18 protein-coding genes and 3 tRNA genes are annotated in these 20,182 nt (G+C 59.9%); 5 read left to right on the top strand and 16 right to left on the bottom strand.

All coding sequences use genetic code 11. The features are described 5' to 3' along the window. The 12 genes from KIK84_RS09710 to trpE form a co-directional block, all read right to left on the bottom strand. A partial coding sequence (locus tag KIK84_RS09710; protein WP_250207903.1) for a GTP-binding protein occupies positions 1 to 125 on the bottom strand: 125 nt, incomplete at its 3' end. A gap of 69 nt (positions 126 to 194) precedes the next feature. Continuing rightward, a tRNA-Thr gene (locus tag KIK84_RS09705) sits at positions 195 to 269 on the bottom strand. Between the two features lie 36 nt (positions 270 to 305). Further along, positions 306 to 379: transfer RNA gene (locus KIK84_RS09700), tRNA-Gly, on the bottom strand. A gap of 17 nt (positions 380 to 396) precedes the next feature. After that, positions 397 to 482, bottom strand: a tRNA-Tyr gene (locus KIK84_RS09695). Positions 483 to 554: 72 nt separating this feature from the next. Continuing rightward, a complete protein-coding gene (locus KIK84_RS09690; RefSeq protein WP_214122858.1) occupies positions 555 to 1,259 on the bottom strand; it encodes a uracil-DNA glycosylase in 705 nt (234 codons plus the stop codon). A gap of 15 nt (positions 1,260 to 1,274) precedes the next feature. Then, complete coding sequence (trpC, locus tag KIK84_RS09685) at positions 1,275 to 2,063, bottom strand: indole-3-glycerol phosphate synthase TrpC (RefSeq protein WP_214122857.1); 789 nt, start codon at positions 2,061 to 2,063, stop codon at positions 1,275 to 1,277. Then, positions 2,060 to 3,091, bottom strand: a complete 1,032-nt coding sequence (gene trpD / locus KIK84_RS09680; RefSeq protein WP_214122856.1) for an anthranilate phosphoribosyltransferase — start codon at positions 3,089 to 3,091, stop codon at positions 2,060 to 2,062. Before trpD ends, trpC begins: the two co-directional genes overlap by 4 nt. A 34-nt stretch (positions 3,092 to 3,125) precedes the next feature. Further along, the gene (locus tag KIK84_RS09675; protein ID WP_214122855.1) at positions 3,126 to 3,791 is read right to left on the bottom strand and encodes a LysE family translocator; all 666 of its coding nucleotides are present in this window, start codon (positions 3,789 to 3,791) and stop codon (positions 3,126 to 3,128) included. A 21-nt stretch (positions 3,792 to 3,812) separates the two neighbouring features. Continuing rightward, entirely contained in the window at positions 3,813 to 4,916 is a 1,104-nt protein-coding gene (ltaE, locus tag KIK84_RS09670; RefSeq protein WP_214122854.1) for a low-specificity L-threonine aldolase, read from the bottom strand. After that, positions 4,913 to 5,485, bottom strand: coding sequence for an anthranilate synthase component II (locus tag KIK84_RS09665; protein WP_214122853.1), 573 nt, complete (start codon positions 5,483 to 5,485; stop codon positions 4,913 to 4,915). The genes ltaE and KIK84_RS09665 overlap by 4 nt, the downstream gene beginning before the upstream one ends. Beyond that, entirely contained in the window at positions 5,482 to 5,823 is a 342-nt protein-coding gene (locus KIK84_RS09660) for a chorismate mutase (protein WP_214122852.1), read from the bottom strand. The genes KIK84_RS09665 and KIK84_RS09660 overlap by 4 nt, the downstream gene beginning before the upstream one ends. Continuing rightward, entirely contained in the window at positions 5,820 to 7,364 is a 1,545-nt protein-coding gene (trpE, locus tag KIK84_RS09655; RefSeq protein ID WP_214122851.1) for an anthranilate synthase component I, read from the bottom strand. Before trpE ends, KIK84_RS09660 begins: the two co-directional genes overlap by 4 nt. 370 nt (positions 7,365 to 7,734) lie before the next feature. Here trpE and KIK84_RS09650 point away from each other — a divergent pair, with 370 nt between their 5' ends. Continuing rightward, on the top strand, positions 7,735 to 8,355 hold the full coding sequence (locus KIK84_RS09650) for a chalcone isomerase family protein (protein WP_214122850.1): 621 nt from the start codon (positions 7,735 to 7,737) through the stop codon (positions 8,353 to 8,355). Between the two features lie 18 nt (positions 8,356 to 8,373). On the opposite strand, the gene gph is transcribed toward KIK84_RS09650, so the two are convergent. The 3 genes from gph to rpe are packed head-to-tail and all read right to left on the bottom strand — an operon-like array spanning position 8,374 to position 12,636. After that, on the bottom strand, positions 8,374 to 9,081 hold the full coding sequence (gph, locus tag KIK84_RS09645) for a phosphoglycolate phosphatase (protein ID WP_349815922.1): 708 nt from the start codon (positions 9,079 to 9,081) through the stop codon (positions 8,374 to 8,376). A 5-nt stretch (positions 9,082 to 9,086) separates the two neighbouring features. Continuing rightward, positions 9,087 to 11,924, bottom strand: a complete 2,838-nt coding sequence (locus tag KIK84_RS09640) for a putative bifunctional diguanylate cyclase/phosphodiesterase (RefSeq protein ID WP_214122848.1) — start codon at positions 11,922 to 11,924, stop codon at positions 9,087 to 9,089. Between the two features lie 34 nt (positions 11,925 to 11,958). Further along, positions 11,959 to 12,636 carry a ribulose-phosphate 3-epimerase gene (gene rpe, locus KIK84_RS09635; RefSeq protein WP_214122847.1) on the bottom strand — a complete coding sequence of 226 codons (678 nt, stop codon included), beginning with the start codon at positions 12,634 to 12,636 and terminating at the stop codon, positions 11,959 to 11,961. 31 nt (positions 12,637 to 12,667) lie between these two features. On the opposite strand from rpe, the gene apaG reads away from it, so the two are divergent. The 4 genes from apaG to KIK84_RS09615 all read left to right on the top strand — a co-directional run bounded on the left by apaG (position 12,668) and on the right by KIK84_RS09615 (position 16,729). Then, entirely contained in the window at positions 12,668 to 13,063 is a 396-nt protein-coding gene (gene apaG, locus KIK84_RS09630; protein ID WP_214122846.1) for a Co2+/Mg2+ efflux facilitator ApaG/CorD, read from the top strand. Positions 13,064 to 13,095: 32 nt separating this feature from the next. Beyond that, the gene (thiL, locus tag KIK84_RS09625; protein WP_214122898.1) at positions 13,096 to 14,103 is read left to right on the top strand and encodes a thiamine-phosphate kinase; all 1,008 of its coding nucleotides are present in this window, start codon (positions 13,096 to 13,098) and stop codon (positions 14,101 to 14,103) included. Between the two features lie 8 nt (positions 14,104 to 14,111). Further along, complete coding sequence (locus tag KIK84_RS09620; protein ID WP_214122845.1) at positions 14,112 to 14,681, top strand: phosphatidylglycerophosphatase A family protein; 570 nt, start codon at positions 14,112 to 14,114, stop codon at positions 14,679 to 14,681. Between the two features lie 119 nt (positions 14,682 to 14,800). Then, positions 14,801 to 16,729: a methyl-accepting chemotaxis protein gene (locus KIK84_RS09615; protein WP_214122844.1), complete on the top strand. Its 1,929-nt coding sequence runs from the start codon at positions 14,801 to 14,803 to the stop codon at positions 16,727 to 16,729. Here the strand turns inward: KIK84_RS09615 and putA are convergent. Beyond that, a complete protein-coding gene (gene putA, locus KIK84_RS09610; protein ID WP_214122843.1) occupies positions 16,726 to 19,944 on the bottom strand; it encodes a bifunctional proline dehydrogenase/L-glutamate gamma-semialdehyde dehydrogenase PutA in 3,219 nt (1,072 codons plus the stop codon). The two genes, KIK84_RS09615 and putA, sit on opposite strands and share 4 nt — an antisense overlap. Positions 19,945 to 20,182: the final 238 nt, after the last annotated feature.

Genomic DNA, 20,182 nt, shown 5'->3' with positions numbered 1-20,182 from the left:
CCGCCGAACTTGGTTGCCAGCACGGTAGTGATAGCAGCTGTCAGGGTTGTCTTGCCGTGGTCAACGTGACCGATCGTACCAACGTTGACGTGGGGCTTGGTACGCGTGAATTTCTCTTTTGCCATTTCGCTACGCTCCGAAAAGTAATGCGCTAGATGAAAAACTACAAAACTGCCGCCAACGCGACAAGTAAATGGTGCCCATGGCGGGAATCGGACCCGCGACCTCTCCCTTACCAAGGGAGTGCTCTACCACTGAGCCACATGGGCAAATTAATCCGCTCAAACCGTACACAAGCAACCGACTGGAGCGGGGTAGGAGAATCGAACTCCTCGCATTAGCTTGGAAGGCTAAGGTATTACCACTATACGAACCCCGCAATCGCCATGCGATCACTGGTGGAGAGGGCTGGATTCGAACCAGCGTACTCGTAAGAGGGCAGATTTACAGTCTGCTGCCATTAACCACTCGGCCACCTCTCCTCGGTGAGCCTCAAATTATGCCATCGATTTTCGGACGTGTCATCAAAATCACCGCTTTTTATTTCTAAGCACTCAGTTGTCGGTGCCGTGGTGCTGGATTTTCCATTCCCGCGCACGGGAAAAATGACCACATCCAATGAAGGGCTGCGGGGGGCGTAGCGCTGAGAGGGGAGAGGGATGATTGGCCGTCAAGACCAAATGCTTATGGGCATTGATGAGCACACGCTTGCTCTGTGCGTGACTGCCCCACAACATGAATACCACCTTGTCTTGGTGTGCCGACACATGGGCAATGATGGCATCGGTCAACACCTCCCAACCTTTGCCGCTGTGACTTGCGGGCTGCGCCTCCTCCACCGTCAAACAGGTATTGAGCAGGAGCACGCCATTGCGCGCCCACTTGACCAAACTGCCACCTGGCAGTGGAAAATCGGGCGGTGGCGTCCCCAAATCGCGCTGCAGCTCTTTGAATATATTGCGCAAGGACGGCGGCAGCGCCACTCCTGGCTGCACCGAAAAAGCCAGCCCCTCTGCTTGCCCACGGCCATGGTAAGGATCTTGCCCCAAGATCACGACCCGCACTGCATCGGGCGGCGTCAACTCCAAAGCCCGCAAGGGCTGCGGCGGAAAAACCGTCGCGCCAGCATCCAAGCGCTGCTGTAAAAAAGCCAATAGCGCTTGCCCCTTGGAGCCAGCAAAGAAACTATCCACCAAAGCCTGCCAACCAGGCGCTACCGGCCAGTCTGCTGGGGATGGGCTTTGCAACTGATCCGCCATACAGCTCCCTTCGCCTCAGAAGAACAGCTTGTGCAGTGCTTCACCCGGGTCGCTGGCACGCATAAAAGCCTCGCCAACCAAGAAAGTGTGCACTCCGGCTGCGCGCATACGCTGCACATCCTCGGTGGTATGGATGCCACTTTCGGTGACCAACAATTTTCCCTCTGGCACAAGGGGCAGCAAATCCAGCGTGGTCTGCAAGCTCACTTCGAATGTCTTGAGATTGCGGTTATTGATACCGAGCAACGGTGTTTGGAGGCGCAAGGCACGCTCCAACTCAGCCCGATCATGCACCTCAACCAATACAGCCATGTTCAAGTCCTTGGCGATGGCCTCAAACTCCTGCATTTGCGCATCACTCAAGCACGCTGCGATGAGCAGGATGCAGTCGGCCCCCATGGCCCGGGACTCAAAAATTTGGTAGGCATCGACCATGAAGTCCTTGCGCAATACAGGCAAGTGGCACGATGCACGCGCTTGCTTCAAATAGTCTGGCTGGCCTTGGAAGAACTGCCTATCGGTCAGCACCGACAAACAGGCTGCGCCAAACTCGGCATAGCTTTGCGCGATATCGGCCGGAATAAAGTCTTCGCGGATGACCCCTTTGGAGGGACTGGCCTTTTTCACTTCGGCAATGACAGCAGGTTGCCCTGCCGCTACTGGCTGGCGCAAGGCCCCCACGAAGTCCCGCGTCATGACACGCGAGTAGGCATCCGAACGCATCGACTCCAAGGATTGGCGCTTGCGTGCAGCAGCCACCTCTTGGTGCTTGACTTCAACGATTTTTTGCAAGATGTCGCTCATACGCTTCCTTGGGGTTGGTCGGCCAGCAAGGCCGCGAGCTTGGCCTTCGCCGCTCCTGTTTCTATAGCACCGCGAGCTTGCTGGATGCCCTCTGCAATCGAATTGGCCACATTAGCCGCATACAAGGCGGCACCGGCATTGAGGAGCACGATGTCACGCGCTGCACCAGATTGGTTGTCCAACACACCCAACAGCATGGCTTTGGAGTCGGCCGCCGTTTCCACCCGCAAAGAGCGGTTGCTGGCCATGGACAAACCAAAGTCTTCCGGGTGAATTTCGTACTCGCGCACCACGCCATCACGCAGCTCCCCCACCATGGTGGAGGCTCCCAGACTGATCTCGTCCATGCCATCACGGCCATAGACCACCAGAGCATGCTCAGCACCCAAACGCTGCAACGCGCGCACCTGAATGCCCACCAAATCAGGGTGGAACACCCCCATCAAAATATTGGGCGCTCCAGCAGGATTGGTCAGCGGCCCCAAGATATTGAAAATGGTGCGCACCCCCAACTCGCGGCGCACAGGCGCTACGTTTTTCATGGCCGGGTGGTGATTGGGCGCAAACATAAAGCCAATGCCATGGCGCTCCAAGCTCTGCGCAATCTGCGTTGGTGTGAGCATGATGTTCACACCCAAGGATTCCAGCACATCGGCGCTGCCGCTTTTGCTGCTGACACTGCGGCCTCCGTGCTTGCTCACCTTCGCACCAGCGGCGGCGGCCACAAACATAGAACAAGTCGAGATATTGAAGGTGTGCGCGCCATCGCCGCCTGTGCCGACGATGTCCACCAAATGCTGGCGATTGGCGACCTCGACTTTGGTGGAGAAATCGCGCATCACTTGCGCTGCGGCGGTGATCTCGCCAATGGTTTCCTTCTTGACCCGCAAGCCCACCATGATGGCAGCGGTCAGCACGGGGGACACCTCTCCGGCCATGATCTGGCGCATCAGATCAAGCATCTCATCGTGAAAAATTTCACGGTGCTCGATCACGCGCTGCAAGGCGTCTTGGGGGGTGATGGACATGGGTTTCTCCAAAAATCAATCGCTTTACTTTGCCTCAAGCCACGGCCGAAGGCGCTTTTGTCAAAGCCAGTTTGACACCAAAACCAACAAACATCGCACCGGCCACCCGATCGAGCCAGTGCATATGGCGCAGCACCCACGCCGCACGCTGCGTCAAAGACGCCGCAGCCAGCGCCCACAGCACATTGACAGGGATGGCATTGATATTGAACAAAGTACCCAAGAGCATGAAAGCCCAATCCTTGTGGGCATAGTCCGGCGCTATGAATTGCGGGATAAAAGCCAAGAAAAACAAGGCCACTTTGGGGTTGAGCACATTGGTCACAAATCCGCCGGCAAACACTTGGCGTAGCTTGTCAGGCGCATAGGGCGCTTGCTGGGCCTGGACAGCCGCCCGGGCAAGCCCGGTACCGGGACGGGCGCGCAGCATGCGCCACCCCATCCACAGCAGATAGGCGGCACCCAGCCATTTGAGTACGTTGAATGCCGTGGCTGAGGCCGCCAGCAAAGCACTCAATCCCACAGCTGCAGCTGCCACATGGACAAAGCAGCCTGCCGTGATACCGAACCCAGCCACCAAGCCGGCCCGCACACCACCGCGCAGCGTATGCGAGACGACGTAAAACACATCCGGACCAGGCGTCAAATTCAGCAACCAACCTGCGGCTATAAAAGCCAATAGGTGTGACATATCAGGCATGCGTGCTTCTCCGTTGGGGTCTCAATACACAGCCGCGCCGTGCGATGCCCTGTGCGCCACAGCACCATCGGCGCTGGCACCTGCTTGGGTAAAGAACGCCCGAATACAGGCCAGTGTGTGGTCGATATCGGCAGCATCGACATCCAGATGCGTCACAAAGCGCAGACCGATCAAGCCTGTGGCCCATACGCCATGGGCTTTGAGATGCGCCAGCAAGTCCGCGCCACGTCCATCGGCGACATCGACAAACACGATGTTGGTCTGGGCTGAGCGCACGGTCAGCCCGTCTATGCCTTGCAGGCCTTGCGCCAAGCGCTGCGCCAGCGCATGGTCATCGGCCAACCGCTCCACATGGTGGTCCAGCGCGTAGTCCACAGCGGCCGCCAACACGCCCACTTGGCGCATACCTCCCCCCACCATCTTGCGGATGCGGTGGGCGCGGGCAATCAGTTCGCGGCTACCGCACAGCATGGAGCCGATGGGCGCGCCCAGCCCCTTGCTAAAGCACACGGACACACTGTCAAAGTAGCTGCAAATGCGCTTGGCAGAAGCCGTCGCTGTCTCACCCGCTTGGCGCGAGGCCACTGCAGCATTGAACAAACGGGCGCCATCCAAATGCACCGCCAAGCCTTTGCTGCGCGCCAAGCTGGACGCTTGCTGCAAATACTCCTCGGGCATGGGATGCCCGTTCCACGTGTTCTCTAAACACAGCAGACGGGTGCGGGCGAAATGGCAGTCATCGGGCTTCACTGCCGCAGCGATATCGGCCAACGCCATTTGGCCGCCGGCATCTTGCGTGAGTGGCTGGGGCTGCACGCTGCCCAACACGGCGGCACCACCGCCCTCAAAGCGGTAGGTGTGCGCCAACTGACCGACGATGTATTCATCACCCCGACCACAATGGGCCAAGATGCCGCACAGGTTGCTCTGCGTGCCTGTGGGCATGAACAGCGCCGACTCAAAACCCAGCGCCTGCGCCAGCCGCTCTTGCAGGGCGTTGACCGTGGGGTCATCGCCAAACACATCGTCGCCCACGGGGGCCGCTGCCATGGCAGCGCGCATGGCGGCCGTGGGCTGCGTGACGGTGTCACTGCGCAAATCCACCACCTTCGGCTGGGCGCTCATGCCGCTTGCTCCAAGAAGTTGCGCAGCATGGCGTGGCCATGCTCGGTGAGGATGCTCTCTGGGTGAAACTGCACGCCTTCGAGCGGCAGGCTGCGGTGGCGCACGCCCATGATCTCGCCATCGTCCGTCCACGCGGTGATTTCCAACTCAGCCGGACACGAGGCGCGCTCAATCGCCAGCGAGTGGTAGCGGTTGACCGTGAAGCGCTGGGGCAGGTTGGCAAACACCCCTTTCTGGGTGGTGGTGATGTCACTGGTTTTGCCATGCATCAGCGCTTGGGCGCGGATGATGCGACCACCCAGCGCCGCGCCAATGCTTTGGTGCCCCAAACACACGCCCAAAATAGGCAACTTGCCCATGAAGTGCTGGATAGCCGATACGGAAATACCAGCCTCGGCTGGAGAGCACGGGCCGGGAGAAATCACCAAACGATCCGGCTGGCGCTCAGCAATGCCTTCGAGCGTGATTTCGTCGTTACGAAACACCTCCACCTGCGCACCCAACTCGCCAAAGTACTGGACGATGTTGTAGGTGAAGCTATCGTAGTTATCGACCATCAAAACTTTCATTGCTGGGCTCCTTGGCGCAGACGCGCAAACTCACGGTGCTCAAATTCAATAGACGCATGGATCAGCGCCTTGTACGCCGCCTCCACCACATCGGGTTGGCCGCCCTGAGCTTGGGCCATGGCCCGCACGCGGGCCAAGATGAAATCGATACGCGCTTGGTCGTACACCTTGCTTGGGTCTTGCTTGATACGGGCGGCCTCGGTCATGTAGCCAGTGCGCTCCACCAGCAGGGCAGTGATTTGCGTATCCAAGGCATCGATGTGTTCGCGCACTTGCTGCATGTTGTCGCAATGCTTGGCTTTGCGGGCAGCGTCATATTGGTGTTGTACCTTGCTCATTGCAATCCTTCCTCTACCAACTCAGCAGCGCGCAACAGAGCGCGGGCTTTGTGTTCTGTTTCACGCCATTCCATCTCAGGCACTGAATCGGCCACGACCCCAGCAGCAGCTTGCACGTGCAGCGTGCCGTTCTTGATGACACCAGTACGAATGGCAATGGCTACGTCCATATCCCCCGCATAACTCAGGTAACCGCAAGCACCGCCATAAATGCCGCGCTTGACGGGTTCGAGTTGGTCGATCAGTTCCATGGCATGCACCTTGGGCGCGCCGGTGAGCGTACCGGCTGGGAAAGTGGCTTTGAGCACATCCATATTGGTCATGCCCGGCAGCAGCGTACCCTCCACGTTGCTGACGATGTGCATGACGTGGCTGTAGCGCTCGATCACAAAGGCATCGGTCACCTTGACCGAGCCGATTTCGGCAATGCGGCCAATGTCATTGCGGGCCAAGTCAATCAGCATGACGTGCTCAGCCCGCTCTTTGGGGTCGTTGATGAGCTCCTGCTCTGCTGCCTTGTCGGCCTCGGGCGTGGCACCACGGGGGCGGGTTCCCGCCAGCGGGCGAATGGTGACTTTCTGCTGCACAGTCCCACTGTCAGCCGCCAACACACTTTCTTGGCGCACCAAAATTTCTGGCGATGCCCCCACTACATGGAAGTCGCTGCCTTGCCCATCAGTGCCACTGAAGTTGTAGTAATACATGTAAGGGCTGGGGTTGAGTGAACGCAGCGCGCGGTACAGCGACAAAGGTGACGCTTCGTAGCGTTTTTTGATGCGCTGACCGACCTGCACTTGCATGAAGTCGCCCCCGGCGATCAGCTCTTTGGCACGCTCTACGGCGGCCAGATAGTCCTCTTTGGCGAAGTCGCGCACCAGCGGCTGCTTCTCCACGGGTTGCTGCACTGGCAGCGCCACCGCTTGGTGCAAACGCGCCTTGAGCGCTTGCAGGCGGGCCTGCCCCTGGGCATAGGCCTGCGGCTGTGCAGGGTCCACATAGACCATGAGGTGCAGCTTGCCACTCAGGTTGTCGATCACCGCCAGCTCTTCGCACTGCAACAGCAGGATGTCGGGCGTTCCCAACTCGTCGGGCGGGCAGGTTCTTTCCAGTTTTTTTTCAAAATAACGCACTGCGTCGTAGCCGAAATAGCCCGCCAAGCCACCACAAAAGCGCGGCATGCCGGGCTGTATGGCCACCTTGAAACGCTGCTGGTAGGCCGCTATAAAGTCCAGCGGATTGCCACTGGCGCGCTCCACCACGGTACCTTGGTACACCACCTCGGTCACAGCTTGTGCACCAAAACCACTGGCACGCAACCACGTACTGGCTGGCAAGCCAATAAAGCTGTAACGCCCAAAACGCTCGCCACCGACCACGGACTCGAGCAAAAAACTATTGGCCGCAGGCTCGGTACTGCCGGATTCACACGCCAACTTGAGGTAGAGCGAAAGTGGGGTTTCCAAGTCTGCAAACGCTTGCAGAGTCAATGGAATACGGTTGTAACCCTGCGCGTGCAGGGCATTGAATTGGGCTTCTGTCATGGCAATGCCTTTGGGTTCATTCGCTGCGCAAGCAGTGGGCTTCACTGCTCGGATAGGGGATGGGCTAGACGCCCAGCAAGACAGTGCACAGTGCTCGCCAGAACGCGAGGGCTGCGCCTAGGCAGCCGCCGCGCCCTTAGTGAGCGGGCACAACAACGCAGCGACGCCAGGGCCAGGCTCCCCGGTCACTACAACCTGTCGTGCGAATGCGGTGTATGAACATGCGGCGCAGTGTAGCAAACCCGGCACCTACTCCTGCGCTAGAGAGCCGCACCTAAAGACTGAGGGCTAAGGTGAAACACCAAATTGGCATGCCACAAGCGCCTTTGACAATGCCTGTCCCTGCTTTTGCCACCCATGGAGGCGCACTATGCACACTGAATCCATCCATCAAGACCGCCGCATGCCTTGGCTGCACGGAGCACTGCACTGCCTGCTGGTCACATGCTTGGCCATGATCCCCGTTTGGACTTGGGCACTGGATGTGCAAGGCACCAAAGTGGACGACAGTGCCACTGTGGCCGGCACTACCCTGCCCCTACAAGGCGCGGGCATGCGCTACAAGGCCGTGTTCAAGGTGTACGCAGGTGCGCTGTATGCCAATGAAAAAATCCGCTCGCTCGACGCCCTTTTGCGCAACCCAGGCCCCAAACGACTGTCCATGACTTTTGTGCGTGACATCGATGCCAACTCCTTTGGCAAGCTGCTCACGCGGGGGGTGGAGGACAACACCCCCAAATCCGAACTGAGCAAACTCGTTCCTGGCCTGCTGCGCATGAGCGAGATGTTCAGTGCCAACAAATCCCTGAGTCCCGGTGATGTGGTCACGGTCGATTGGATACCCGGTACCGGCATGGTGATTAGCGTCAAAGGCAAACCACAAGGGGAGCCCTTCAAAGATGCCGACTTCTACCGCGCCATCATGGGCATATGGCTGGGCCCTGTCCCCGCCGATCACAAACTCAAAGACGCGTTGCTGGGGGCCTCTTAGCCCATGCACAGGTAGCTATTACGGCGCTGCAAGCGGCAGTTGCTCAAGCGTGTCGATATAGGCATCCGCTCCCGCCGATTGCACTGACTCACCGTGGTTGTAGCCATAAGGCACCAACAACACCGGGCAACCTGCAGCGCGTGCGGCCACCACATCGTTGCTGCTATCGCCCACCATCCACGTGCGTGCAGGGGCCCAGCCCAAGGTGCTGCACGCATGCAGCAACGGCATAGGATCGGGTTTTTTGCGTGCCACCGTATCACCACCGACCACCAACTGGAAATAGCCCAGCAGACCTTTGGCTTGCAGCAAATCACGGGCAAAACGCTCCGGCTTATTGGTCACACACGCCATGGGCAAGCCCTGCTGTTGGCAACGCTGCAGCCCGGCCTGCACACCCGCATACACGGTGGAGTAGTGGCCATTGATGTGGGGGTAATGCGCCATATAGGCCTGCAAAGCCTGCTGCACCATGGATTCCTCCAACGTGTGCAGGCCGTGGCTGCGCTGCACTTGGGCGAGCAAGCTGCGCACCAAGTGCTCGGTGCCCTTGCCCACCAAATGCTCCACCTGCTCCAACTCCACAACAAACGAGGCATACGGCGCTGGCAGTTGTGCCAGCATGCGCTGCAAGGCCTGTTGAAAGTCCCCACGCGTATCGACCAAGGTTCCATCCAAATCCAGCAGCAAACCCTGCGGGGGCGCTGCATGCAACACAGTATTCACAGAAATCACTCCACTTCCAGCGGCACTTCGCGCTCGCGTATCCAACTGAGCAAATGGGTCGTCTCCATGGGTTTGGCAAACCAGTACCCCTGCCCCTTGTCACAACCAATGCGCTGCATGTGCTGCATTTGCTCTTCGGTTTCAATCCCTTCGGCCACCACTTGCAGTCCCAATGCATGCCCCACCTCCACAGTGGACTCCACCAGCACACGGTGGTAGCGACTGGGGTTGGACAAGGCGACAAAGCTGCGATCGATTTTCAGGTGCTGTATGGGCAATTCGTGCAGGCACGCCAACGAAGAGTAGCCCGTACCAAAGTCATCCAAGGACAACTCCACCCCCAGCTCGCGAATGGCATGCAGGGTGCCTTGCACTTGCTCGTCTTGTGCAGCCAAACTTTCGGTCACTTCCAAAATAAGGTTGCTCGGACGCATGCTGTGGTTGCGCAAGGTGTCGTGCACCATGGCCACCAAATGCGGGTGGCGCAACTGCGCCCGCGACAGGTTGACCGATACGCTACGCGGAGCCAAAGGCCCCAACTCCGCCTGCCAACGCTCGAAATCGGTACACGATTGCTGCAGCACAAATTGCCCCAACGTGTCGATTAAACCGCTGGCCTCGGCCATGGGCACAAAATCCGCTGGCGACACCATACCCCGCACCGGATGGCGCCAGCGTGCCAAGGCCTCCACCCCCATGAGACGCTGGGTGCGCAAATCGATGATGGGCTGGTACACCACATGCAAGCCCTTAGCGGCCAAGGCTTGGCGCAAGTCGCTCTCCAAGGCCACCGCCGCACTCACGCGGTCGCGCATGGCCGGCTCAAACATCACGTAGCGCGCCCTGCCACTGCGCTTGGCTTCGTACATGGCAATGTCGGCATCGCGCAACACGCTGTCGGCATCGTCGGCCGCGAAGGTGCTGGTCACAATGCCGATGCTCACCGTGCTATCGACCCGGTGGTTGCCCACCTGGTAGGGCACTGCCAGCACGTCGAGCAAGCGTCCGGCCACGATCTCGGCGTCCAAATCGCCCCGGATATCGTCCAGCACCACCACGAACTCATCGCCCCCGATGCGGGCGGCCAGCAAATCAAAATCGCTGGTGTGCACCAAGGTATCGCCGGGGCGTAGCGTGTCTTGCAAGCGGCGGGCAATTTGGCGCAGCAACTCATCGCCCACGCCGTGACCCAAGGTGTCATTGACCTGTTTGAAGCGGTCAAAGTCCATGAACAGCACCGCAAAGTTGTAGCCCGGCTGCTGGCGGCGGCGTGCCAAAGCGGTTTCGATTTTTTCTTGCACCACCGAACGGTTGGGCAACTGCGTGAGCTCATCGGTGCGGGCAGCATTGCGCAGCTGCAACTCCATGGCTTTTTGCGCGTTCACATCCATCACCACACCTGTCATGCGCAGTGCATGGCCCTTGCTGTCGCGTTCTGACACCGTGCCCGCGATCAAGAGCCAAATCCAACGGCCATTGACCTGCTGCAGCCGCACCACCGTGCGGTTAGATCCCCCCGTCACGCGCAACAAACCAATGATGAACTCGCGCCAAATAGGTCTATCGTCTGGGTGCACACGCTGCTGCCATTCGCGACCGCGCATCATGCTCACATTGGAGCCAAAACCCATCAATTCCATGAATCGCTCGTTGCAACGCGTCCAGTCGGTGTTGATCTCCCAATCCCAAATACCCACACCAGCACCATCGATGGCCAACCGCAACATATGCGCTTGTTGGCGCAGCTCGGTCATCTCTTGGGCCACCATCACCGCCCCAATGACGGTGCGCTCTTCATTGACCAAAGGTTTGGTTTCTATTTGAAACCAGCGCCGCTTGCCATTGGCACCATGCAAAAACAACTCTTGCTTGTGGGCAACACCCGCCAATACCGCCAAACGCAAATGGCGCAGAGCGCGCTCATCGACCCGTGCACGGCGCAGCAAGGCCTCGGCCCGGCGACCAATGATGGACTGCACTTGGGCATCAAGCATGCGGCCATAGGCTTTGTTGGCCCACATGACGCGGTGATTGGCATCGGTGAGCACCATGGCACTGGAGCTCATCTCGGCCACCATCACAAAGCGGCGCAAACGCTCGGTCTGGGCCCGTTCGGTGCGGTACTGGCGTTTGATTACCCGTACCGTGTGCTCCACCACCAGCAGCAGCATCAACATGAGCACTGCCACAATCAGCGTGTACCACAGAATGCCAAAGTTCTTGGAGCGCTCGCGCAGGGTATGCATGCGCGAGAGCAAGTGGCGCTGGATATCGCCCAAAGTATTGGAGACCAACAGCAATTGCTCGTGCAGCCAATCGAGCTTGGCCACCATGACTCGCGGGGGCTTGGTGGTCGATGCCACAGGCGGTGGCATGTCCAACAAAAAGTTGACCATTTCCACCTCGGATGCACGCCACTGATCAAAGTAATCCTGCAAGGGCGTTCCTTGGTTTTTCAGGCTGCGCAACTGCCACTGGGCGTACAAGCCAGCAAAGTTGTCGTTGAGCACAGTGGCTTGGCGTACGCTTTGCACCAAGGCCTGCTGGTCGCTGGCATCACCTGTTTCCAAATAGGCCTGCAAATGCTTGTCTTGCTCACCCAGCAATTGCATGCGATCAGCGATCACCTGCATCAGTGAGACTTCCAAGTGCAGGTCTTCATCGGTGTCGTAATTGACCAAAAAACCAATGGTCACCAACACAGCCAACACACCGAGCATGATGGCCATGACCCACCTCACCCGGACATGGGGGCCGTGGCGCATGGCCCTTCGCTCGTTGGCCGGATCGAGCAATGCCTCAGTCGAATCAAAAAACGATGGTGACTGACTTTCTGACGACATGCGCTAGTGCGTGGTGAGGCCCGCTGGGCGCGAGCTAAGTAGCCAATGCTTCGCGCATGGATTGCACCACGGCGCGGTAATCAGGTTTGCCAAAGATAGCGCTACCAGCCACAAAGGTATCGGCCCCTGCATCGGCCACGCGGCGGATGTTGTCCACCTTGATGCCGCCATCTACCTCCAAGCGAATGTCTTTGCCACTGGCATCGATGAGGCGGCGCACTTGCTCAATTTTGCGCAAAGCAGCGTCAATGAAACTCTGCCCACCAAAGCCGGGGTTGACGCTCATGATCAGCACCAAATCCAGATCGTCCAACACCCAGTCCAGCATGCTCAAAGGCGTGGCGGGATTGAGCACCAAACCTGCCTTGACGCCGTGGGCCTTGATGGCCTGTACGCTGCGGTGCACATGGTCACTGGCTTCGGGGTGAAAGCTGATGTAGTCGGCCCCAGCTTGTGCAAAAGCGGCTGCCAAAGCATCCACGGGCTGCACCATCAGGTGGACATCCACGGGGATGGGGCTGCCATCGACACGTTTGGCATAGGGCTTAATGGCCTGGCACACCATGGGGCCAAAAGTCAGATTGGGCACGTAGTGGTTGTCCATCACGTCAAAATGGATCCAGTCTGCGCCGGCCGCAATCACTTGGGTCACCTCGTCACCCAAACGGGCAAAATCGGCGGACAAGATGGATGGGGCGATTCGGTATGTCATGGGGTCAAATTCACGGTTAGCATTTCTCGTTATGGCGAAATATCAATTCCACATCGAGACGGTTCCGCAATATATCCCGGAACAATCAAACCCCGATGAATCCTTGTATGTATTTGCGTACACGATAACGATTACCAACGTCGGCGAAGTGGCTGCGCAATTGATCGCGCGCAGTTGGAGTGTGAACAACTCCGAAGGCAAGACCGAACGCGTCAAAGGCTTGGGCGTGATTGGGCAGCAACCGCTGCTGCAACCGGGCGAATCGTTCGAATACACCAGCGGTGTGCCACTGAGCACACCTACCGGCACCATGCACGGCAGCTACTTCTTTGTGGCCGAAGACGGGGAGCGCTTTGAAGTGGACGTTCCACTGTTTGTGCTCGACGCCTTGAGCAGCGGCAGCACCCCACCGCGTACCCTGCACTGACGATGGCTGGCACCACTTGCAAGGCCGACGCTTTGGGCGAATTCGCCCTCATACGGCGCTACTTCGACCATCCCGTTCCGGCCAACAGCGCCGTAGCTTTGGGTGTGGGAGACGATTGCGCTTTGTTGCATTCCGATACCAGTGGTTGGCAATGGGCCATCAGCACCGACATGCTGGTCAGTGGTCGCCATTTCTTTGCCGACGTCGATCCCGCCCTGCTGGGCCACAAAGCCTTGGCTGTGAACCTGAGCGACCTGGCCGCCTGTGGTGCCACACCGCGCGCCTTCACGCTGGCACTGGCCCTGCCCGAGGCCAACCCTGACTGGCTGCACGCTTTTGCCAGTGGCTTGCTGGCCTTGGCTCGCGAACATGGCTGCGTGCTCATGGGTGGCGACACCACACGCGGGCCGCTCAATATATGCATCACCGTCATGGGCCAAGTGCCACCGGGCCAAGCCCTGCTGCGCCACCAGGCCCAAGTGGGGGACGATATCTACGCCAGCGGCCATGTGGGCGATGCAGCGCTGGCCCTGCGTGCCCTGCAAGGCCGTTTGCCCGCCGCGCTGCCCAACGATCTGCTGGCCCACGCCCGCCACCGACTGGAACAGCCCACGCCGCGCGTGGCGCTGGGCCAAGCCCTGCGGGGACTGGCCCACGCCGCCGCCGACATCAGCGACGGCTTGGCTGGCGACTTGGGCCACATCCTGCAGCGCAGCGGCGTAGGGGCCACCTTGCACCTGCAAGATGCTATGCAATTGATAGCGGCCTCAGCTTATTCCACGGGCTCCACGGCCGAATTCGATCAAAAAGACTGGTCAGCCCAATGGCTCGACTGCATCCTGCACGGCGGCGATGATTACGAGCTGGTATTTACCGCCAGCCCACAGCAACGCGGAGCCATTGCCGCTGCCGCAGCAGCCAGCCACACACGTGTCACCCGCATCGGGCAGATAGAGACCGAATCCGGCCTGCGCTTGCGCCATGCCAACGGACAGGTACAACCCCACAGCGCCCGCAGTTTTGACCACTTTGCCAGCTAACCTTTGCCATGCACAGCGCCACCGAACAAACCCCACCCCCTGCCGATACCACCGCCCCCTCTGCCCACACTGCCAGCCGTGTACCGGCATGGCTAGCGCGGCTGGCCACCATCGTGGCCACGGGTTTTGGCAGCGGCTTGTCACCCAAAGCACCGGGCACCGTGGGCACGCTGTGGGCATGGGTGGTTTTCGCACTCAGCGCCCCGCACATGGGCGATGGGCACTGGGCCATGGTGATGGCCGTGGGCATCCCCTTGGGCGTGTGGGTGAGCAGCGTGGCTGCGGTATGGCTGGGCCATGCCGACCCTTCAGCTGTGGTGGTAGACGAGATACTGGCGTTCTGGCTGGTGCTCTGGCTCATCACCCCTTGCTCGTGGCAACAGCAGTTGGCCGCTTTTGTGCTGTTTCGCTTTTTCGATGCCGTCAAACCCGGCCCAGTAGGCTGGGCCGACCGCTTATTCCACCAGCGCAGCGAGCGCCCATGGCTGGCTTGGTGGCAAACCGGCATTGGCATCATGCTGGACGACTTCGTGGCTGCGGGCTGCACCCTGTTCATCATGGCGTGGTGGCGCTTTTGACTTGCGTCAATATTTGTCAATAGCCGTAAATACCGACATTTACATTGCAAATCGTTGCGCCTAAGCGCACTTTTTCATCCAAAAATGTTTTTGTCTTTATTTAAACCGTTGGACTGCGCATGACAGACTTTTTCCGCTACCACGGCTGGTTGGCCCCCGGCGTGCGTTTACTGCGCCAACTGCGTTTTCCGGGCAAAGCCAGCATCATTGCCGGACTGTTTCTCATCCCCTTGGTCATGTTGTTGTGGCAAGTGTGGCAAGGCACGCAAGAACAGCAAGACTTCACCCACAGCGAACAACTGGGCGTGGACTATGTGCAAAGCGCCCACGCTGTGCTGGTAGCAGCCCAAAACTGGCGCATGGCGGCAATCCTGCAACGCGACCCAGACAGCGCCAAAACCAAAGCCTCCCAAGCATGGCAGGACTTGCAAAGCACCAACCGACAACTGGGGGAGGTGCTGCAAACGGCCCCCTCCTTCCAAGCGGCTGACAAAGCGTTTGCCGTGCTGCAGCAACTGCCCAGCAATGCCCCGGCACTCGATGCCTACCGCGCCCACACCGCTTTTGTGCAGGCGTTGATCACCCTGACGCAAAACGTGGCTGACAACTCGCAGCTATCCCTCGACCCCGAACTGGACACATACCACCTCATGAACTACAGCGTGCTGGTGGGGCCTGAGCAAATCGAGATGCTCAGCCGCCTGCAGGCCTTGAGCACCATGGTGCTGCGCGAACACGCCTTGCCTGCAGAACTGCAAGCCGAGATCGGGCAACAGCACGCCTTGCTGGACTTTGTGGATGAGAAGGTGGAGCACTCGTATGGCATTGCCATCGAGAGCGACAAAAGCATTAGCAGCCAGTTTGACATGCCCGGCGTGGATCGCGACCGGGAAAAATTCGACGCAGCCTTGCGCGAACAAGTCCTAAGCGGCAGTTTGGGCATGGCACCGGAGGCCTTCATCGCCGTGGCCCAAGCGAGTGTGAACAGCTCACACAAGCTCAACCAACAAATCTTGCAACGCTTAGAGCAGCGCTTGCAAGAGCGCAGCGACAGCGCCAGTCGGGCGCTGCTCGTCAAATTCACCATCAGCGGCAGCTTCATCGCACTGGCGCTGTACATGATGCTGGCCTTCTACACCGTGATGATGGGGGGCTTGGACGAAGTGTCGCGCAATCTGGATGCCATTGCCGATGGCAATTTGCTCGCCCCACCCATCCCGTGGGGGCGCGATGAAGCCGCCGACCTGATGCACAACATGACGCACATGGTGGACAAACTCAAGCACATCGCCGTCAGCACCCTGCAAGAGGCCAGCACACTCAACCATGCCAGCAGCGAAATTGCCTCCACTGCCGCCGACCTGTCCAGCCGCACCGAAAGCGCCGCCAGCAGCTTGGAAGAAACGGCTGCAGCCATGCACACCATTGGCGAGAAAGTGCAACACAGCAACCGCACCGTGGCCGAGATAGCCACCATCGTGCAAAACAACGCCAACGTGGCGCGCGATGGCGGGCAAACCATTGGCGAGGTGGTGAGCACCATGCGCGCCATCCACGGCAGTTCACAAAAAATTGCCGACATCATTGGCGTGATCGACAGCATTGCATTCCAGACCAATATCCTGGCCCTGAACGCTGCGGTAGAAGCTGCCCGTGCTGGTGAGCAAGGCCGTGGCTTTGCCGTGGTGGCCAGCGAAGTACGCGCCTTGGCCGGGCGCAGTGCCGAGGCCGCCCGCGAGATCAAGCAACTCATCACCAGCAGCATCGAGCAAGTGGAGCGCGGTGCCGAGGTGGCCGACAAAGCCGGTGCCACGGTAGATGACATCGTGACCAACGCCCAGCGCATCCACGACATGATGCACTCCATCACCGAAGACAGCCGGGACCAATCCAACAGCGTCAAGCAAGTGGGCGGTGCACTGGCTGAGCTCAACGACACCACGCAGCACAATGCATCGCTGGTGGAAGAGTCATCCGCTGCGGCCAAGAACTTGGCCGAGCAAGCCCAGCGCCTGATGCAGGTGGTGGGCTTTTTCAAACTGGCCTAACCCGCCAGCAAGGCCGCGTTGCCTCCAGCCGCCGTGGTGTTGATGGTCACGGTCTGCTCGGTGCAAAAGCGCAGCAGGTAATGCGGCCCCCCGGCCTTGGGGCCGGTGCCAGACAGGCCCTCGCCACCAAAGGGCTGCACACCCACGACGGCACCAATCATGTTGCGGTTCACGTACACATTGCCCACGCGCGCTGCCGCCGCCATGGCAGCAGCGCGGCTGTCTATGCGGGTGTGGATGCCCAGCGTGAGGCCATAGCCCAGCGCATTGATCTGCTCAATCATGGCCAAGGGATCGCCACGCCAGCGCAGCACCAACAGCACGGGGGCAAAAATTTCCTCGCGCACCTGCTGCAGCGAGTCGATCTCAATCAACTGCGGCGGCAGCATGTTTGCTATGGTTTTGATAGCTTTCATAGCAATACCATCAAGCTCCGTAGCCATTTTTTCTTCCAAAATGTGCACCCCATAGGCTTGCAACTGCTGGCATGCACGGGCGTAGGCCTGCCCGTCGATGAGCGGGCCCACATCGGTGGCCAAGTGCGCCGGGTCGCCCAGCACCAGCGTTTGCAGGGCACCGCGCAGCATGGGCAGCACATCGTCGGCAATGGCCTCGTGCACGCACAGCACACGCAGCGCAGAACAGCGCTGCCCGGCTGAACGAAAAGCGCTTTGCACCACCGCATCGACCACCTGCTCGGGCAGGGCGCTGCTATCGACCACCATGGCGTTGAGCCCCCCGGTCTCGGCAATCAGCGGGACGATGGGGCCCTCTTTGGCCGCCAGCGTGCGCTGGATGGTTTTGGCCACCTGCGTGGAGCCCGTGAACACCACCCCGGCCACGCCGGGCAGCGCCACCAATGCTGCGCCCACCGTCTCGCCCGGGCCATGCAGCAGTTGCACTGCGGGCTCAGGCACGCCACTGGCATGCAGCAGTTGCACCGCTTTGCGGGCGATGCGCGGGGTTTGTTCAGCGGGTTTGGCCAGCACCGTATTGCCCGTGACCAAGGCCGCAGCCACCTGCCCCATAAAAATAGCCAGCGGGAAATTCCACGGGCTGATGCACACCCACACACCACGGGGGCGCAGGGTGAGCGTGTTGTGCTCACCAGTCAGGCCAAACCACTGCGCGCCGTACTGGGTTTGCCATGCAGGCTCCAGCGCTGGGCACGCTTGCGCTTGCATCAGGGGTACGGCCTGCGCAGCGTAGTAGCGCAAGAAGTCGATGGCCTCTCGCACCTCGGCCACCGCATCGCCCCAGGTTTTGTGGGCCTCCTTCACCAACAGGGCGCACCACTGCGGCAATTCAGCCTGCAGCGCATCGGCGGCGAACAGCAAGGCATCAGCGCGCTGATGCACGGGTGTTTTGCTCCACTTTTGATAGCACTTCCAGCTTGCTGCATAAGCGCTAGCGGCCAATTCTTCTGAATCGAAGGGATAGTCTTCCAATCTGCACTGGGCGTAGGCGTCGAGCAAGGGTTGCACATCGCCGGGCTGGGTCAAGTCCAGGCCTGCGCTGTTGCGCCGAGCCCGAGTGCTACCCGCGCTGGACTGGGCAGGTTCGTGCACAGGCCCGTACAGCGAATCGGGCAGCGGCAGCTTGGCATCGGGCTGCAGTTGCAGCGGACTGGCCAGCAGCCGTTCAGGCGGCACGGCGGTGTCGGCCAGTTGGTGCACAAAACTGGAGTTGGCCCCGTTTTCCAGCAAACGGCGCACGAGATAGGCCAGCAAGTCGCGGTGCGCTCCCACGGGGGCGTACACGCGGCACACCAACAGCGGGTCGCGCAGCACTTCGCGGTACACGCCTTCACCCATGCCGTGCAGGCGCTGCAATTCCAAGCGGCGCGGCCAAGGGTTGTGGCCGCTGGGCAGCGGCTGGGCTGGGCTGCCGGTGAGTTGCTCCGCTTGCGCCACCGTGCTGCTCTGCGCGGCCAATTGCAGCAGCGCGGCGATAGTGGCCGCGTTGTGTGTGGCGAATTGGGGATAGACCGCATCGGGCGCGGCCAGCAACACCCGGGCGCAGGCCAGGTAAGAGGCATCGGTATGGCTTTTGTGCGTGAACACCGGGTAGTGCGGCAAGCCCAGCTCTTGGGCGCGTTTGACCTCCGCATCCCAGTACGCCCCTTTGACCAAGCGGCACATGAGGCGTACCCGGTAACGCCGCGCCATGGTGATGACTTGGCGCACCAGCGCCAGTGAGCGGGTTTGGTAAGCCTGCAGCGCCAGCCCCAAACCGCACCACTGCGGGTGCTGCTGCGCCACGCGCGCCAGCAGTGCATCAAGCACCTGCAGTGACAGCTCCAGCCTGTCTACCTCCTCTGCATCCAAGGTGAGGTTGATGTTGGCCCGCGCTGCCAACCCGCACAGTCCCCACACGCGGGGCACCAGCACTTGCATGACCTGCTGGTGCTGCGCCGCTTCGTAGCGCGGGTAGAGCGCACTGAGCTTGATGGAAATGCCATCTTTATCCGTTGGCGCAACGGTGCCATCGGTGTGCGCCGCGATAAAGCCAATGGCGTCTTCATAGTGCTGCAGGTAGCGCAACGCATCGGCCTCGGTGCGAGCCCCCTCGCCCAGCATGTCGTAGCTGTAACGCAGGCTGGCACTGCCCTGCTGCTGCGCCTGCTGGCGGCTGCGCTGGGCTTGTTGCCATGCCAGTGGCATGGTTTGCCCCAGCACGAACTGCTGCCCCAGCAACTGCACGGCACGCAGCGCTGCCACCACCACCGTGCGCCCGCCCATACGCCGCCACAGCGATGCTTGGTCTGCATTGCCCGGTTCGGGTAAGCAGTGCTTGGCCCACTGCAAGGCCACGTTGCTCAAGCGGGCCAGTGCGGGGGGCGCGTCGTGCGCCGCAGTGGCGCTCGCAAAGTCAGCGCGGCCAAGTTGATCGGCTGTCAGGCTCAAGGCCGTGGCGGCATCGGGCACGCGCAGCAAGGCTTCGGCCAAGCGCATCAACGCCAAGCCCTCGACGCTGGAGATGGGGTACTCCCGCAACAAACTCTCCATGGCCCAAAACGGTGGCGGGTTGTCGCGTACGGCCTGCACCCACGGCAAAGCCATGCGGGCGGCACCATCCCAAGCCAGCGCGCCATCGAGCAGTTGTAGCCGCTGCGCGACAGCCTGTGACTCCGCTTCGTACGGAGTTGGCAAAAGAACCGACGGCAAAGGACTGGGCAGCGAATGCACCACGGGGTCTGCAACAGGGTTTGTCATAGCGATTGGCCTACAAATTGAACAATGCCGCCATATTTATGCTTTTTACACTGAATTAAATTCAGTTGTTTTTGATTTTTTAGATTTTTACTTTGCGCAAAACGGTTAAAAAAACAAGTTACAAGCACGTACTTGCCAACAAAAACCTTATTGGATAGAAAGTCGTTTTACCCATAAAGACTCGGAACAACCGATGGGAAACGTCGTTGGATTTTTTCGCTGCAACACCACACGCTGC

The sequence above is a fragment of the Curvibacter sp. CHRR-16 genome (assembly GCF_018474005.1).
In the GTDB taxonomy this organism is placed as follows: Bacteria; Pseudomonadota; Gammaproteobacteria; order Burkholderiales; family Burkholderiaceae_C; genus Allorhodoferax.
The sequence above is the reverse complement of the archived record's forward strand: the minus strand, read 5'-3'. Positions and strand labels throughout refer to the sequence as shown.

Coding starts and splice junctions, on each gene's coding strand:
- KIK84_RS09690 (WP_214122858.1), bottom strand. CDS start 1,259: ATGGCGGATCAGTTGCAAAGCCCATCCCCAGCAGACTGGCCGGTAGCG.
- trpC (WP_214122857.1), bottom strand. CDS start 2,063: ATGAGCGACATCTTGCAAAAAATCGTTGAAGTCAAGCACCAAGAGGTG.
- trpD (WP_214122856.1), bottom strand. CDS start 3,091: ATGTCCATCACCCCCCAAGACGCCTTGCAGCGCGTGATCGAGCACCGT.
- KIK84_RS09675 (WP_214122855.1), bottom strand. CDS start 3,791: ATGCCTGATATGTCACACCTATTGGCTTTTATAGCCGCAGGTTGGTTG.
- ltaE (WP_214122854.1), bottom strand. CDS start 4,916: ATGAGCGCCCAGCCGAAGGTGGTGGATTTGCGCAGTGACACCGTCACG.
- KIK84_RS09665 (WP_214122853.1), bottom strand. CDS start 5,485: ATGAAAGTTTTGATGGTCGATAACTACGATAGCTTCACCTACAACATC.
- KIK84_RS09660 (WP_214122852.1), bottom strand. CDS start 5,823: ATGAGCAAGGTACAACACCAATATGACGCTGCCCGCAAAGCCAAGCAT.
- trpE (WP_214122851.1), bottom strand. CDS start 7,364: ATGACAGAAGCCCAATTCAATGCCCTGCACGCGCAGGGTTACAACCGT.
- KIK84_RS09650 (WP_214122850.1), top strand. CDS start 7,735: ATGCACACTGAATCCATCCATCAAGACCGCCGCATGCCTTGGCTGCAC.
- KIK84_RS09640 (WP_214122848.1), bottom strand. CDS start 11,924: ATGTCGTCAGAAAGTCAGTCACCATCGTTTTTTGATTCGACTGAGGCA.
- rpe (WP_214122847.1), bottom strand. CDS start 12,636: ATGACATACCGAATCGCCCCATCCATCTTGTCCGCCGATTTTGCCCGT.
- apaG (WP_214122846.1), top strand. CDS start 12,668: ATGGCGAAATATCAATTCCACATCGAGACGGTTCCGCAATATATCCCG.
- KIK84_RS09620 (WP_214122845.1), top strand. CDS start 14,112: ATGCACAGCGCCACCGAACAAACCCCACCCCCTGCCGATACCACCGCC.
- KIK84_RS09615 (WP_214122844.1), top strand. CDS start 14,801: ATGACAGACTTTTTCCGCTACCACGGCTGGTTGGCCCCCGGCGTGCGT.
- putA (WP_214122843.1), bottom strand. CDS start 19,944: ATGACAAACCCTGTTGCAGACCCCGTGGTGCATTCGCTGCCCAGTCCT.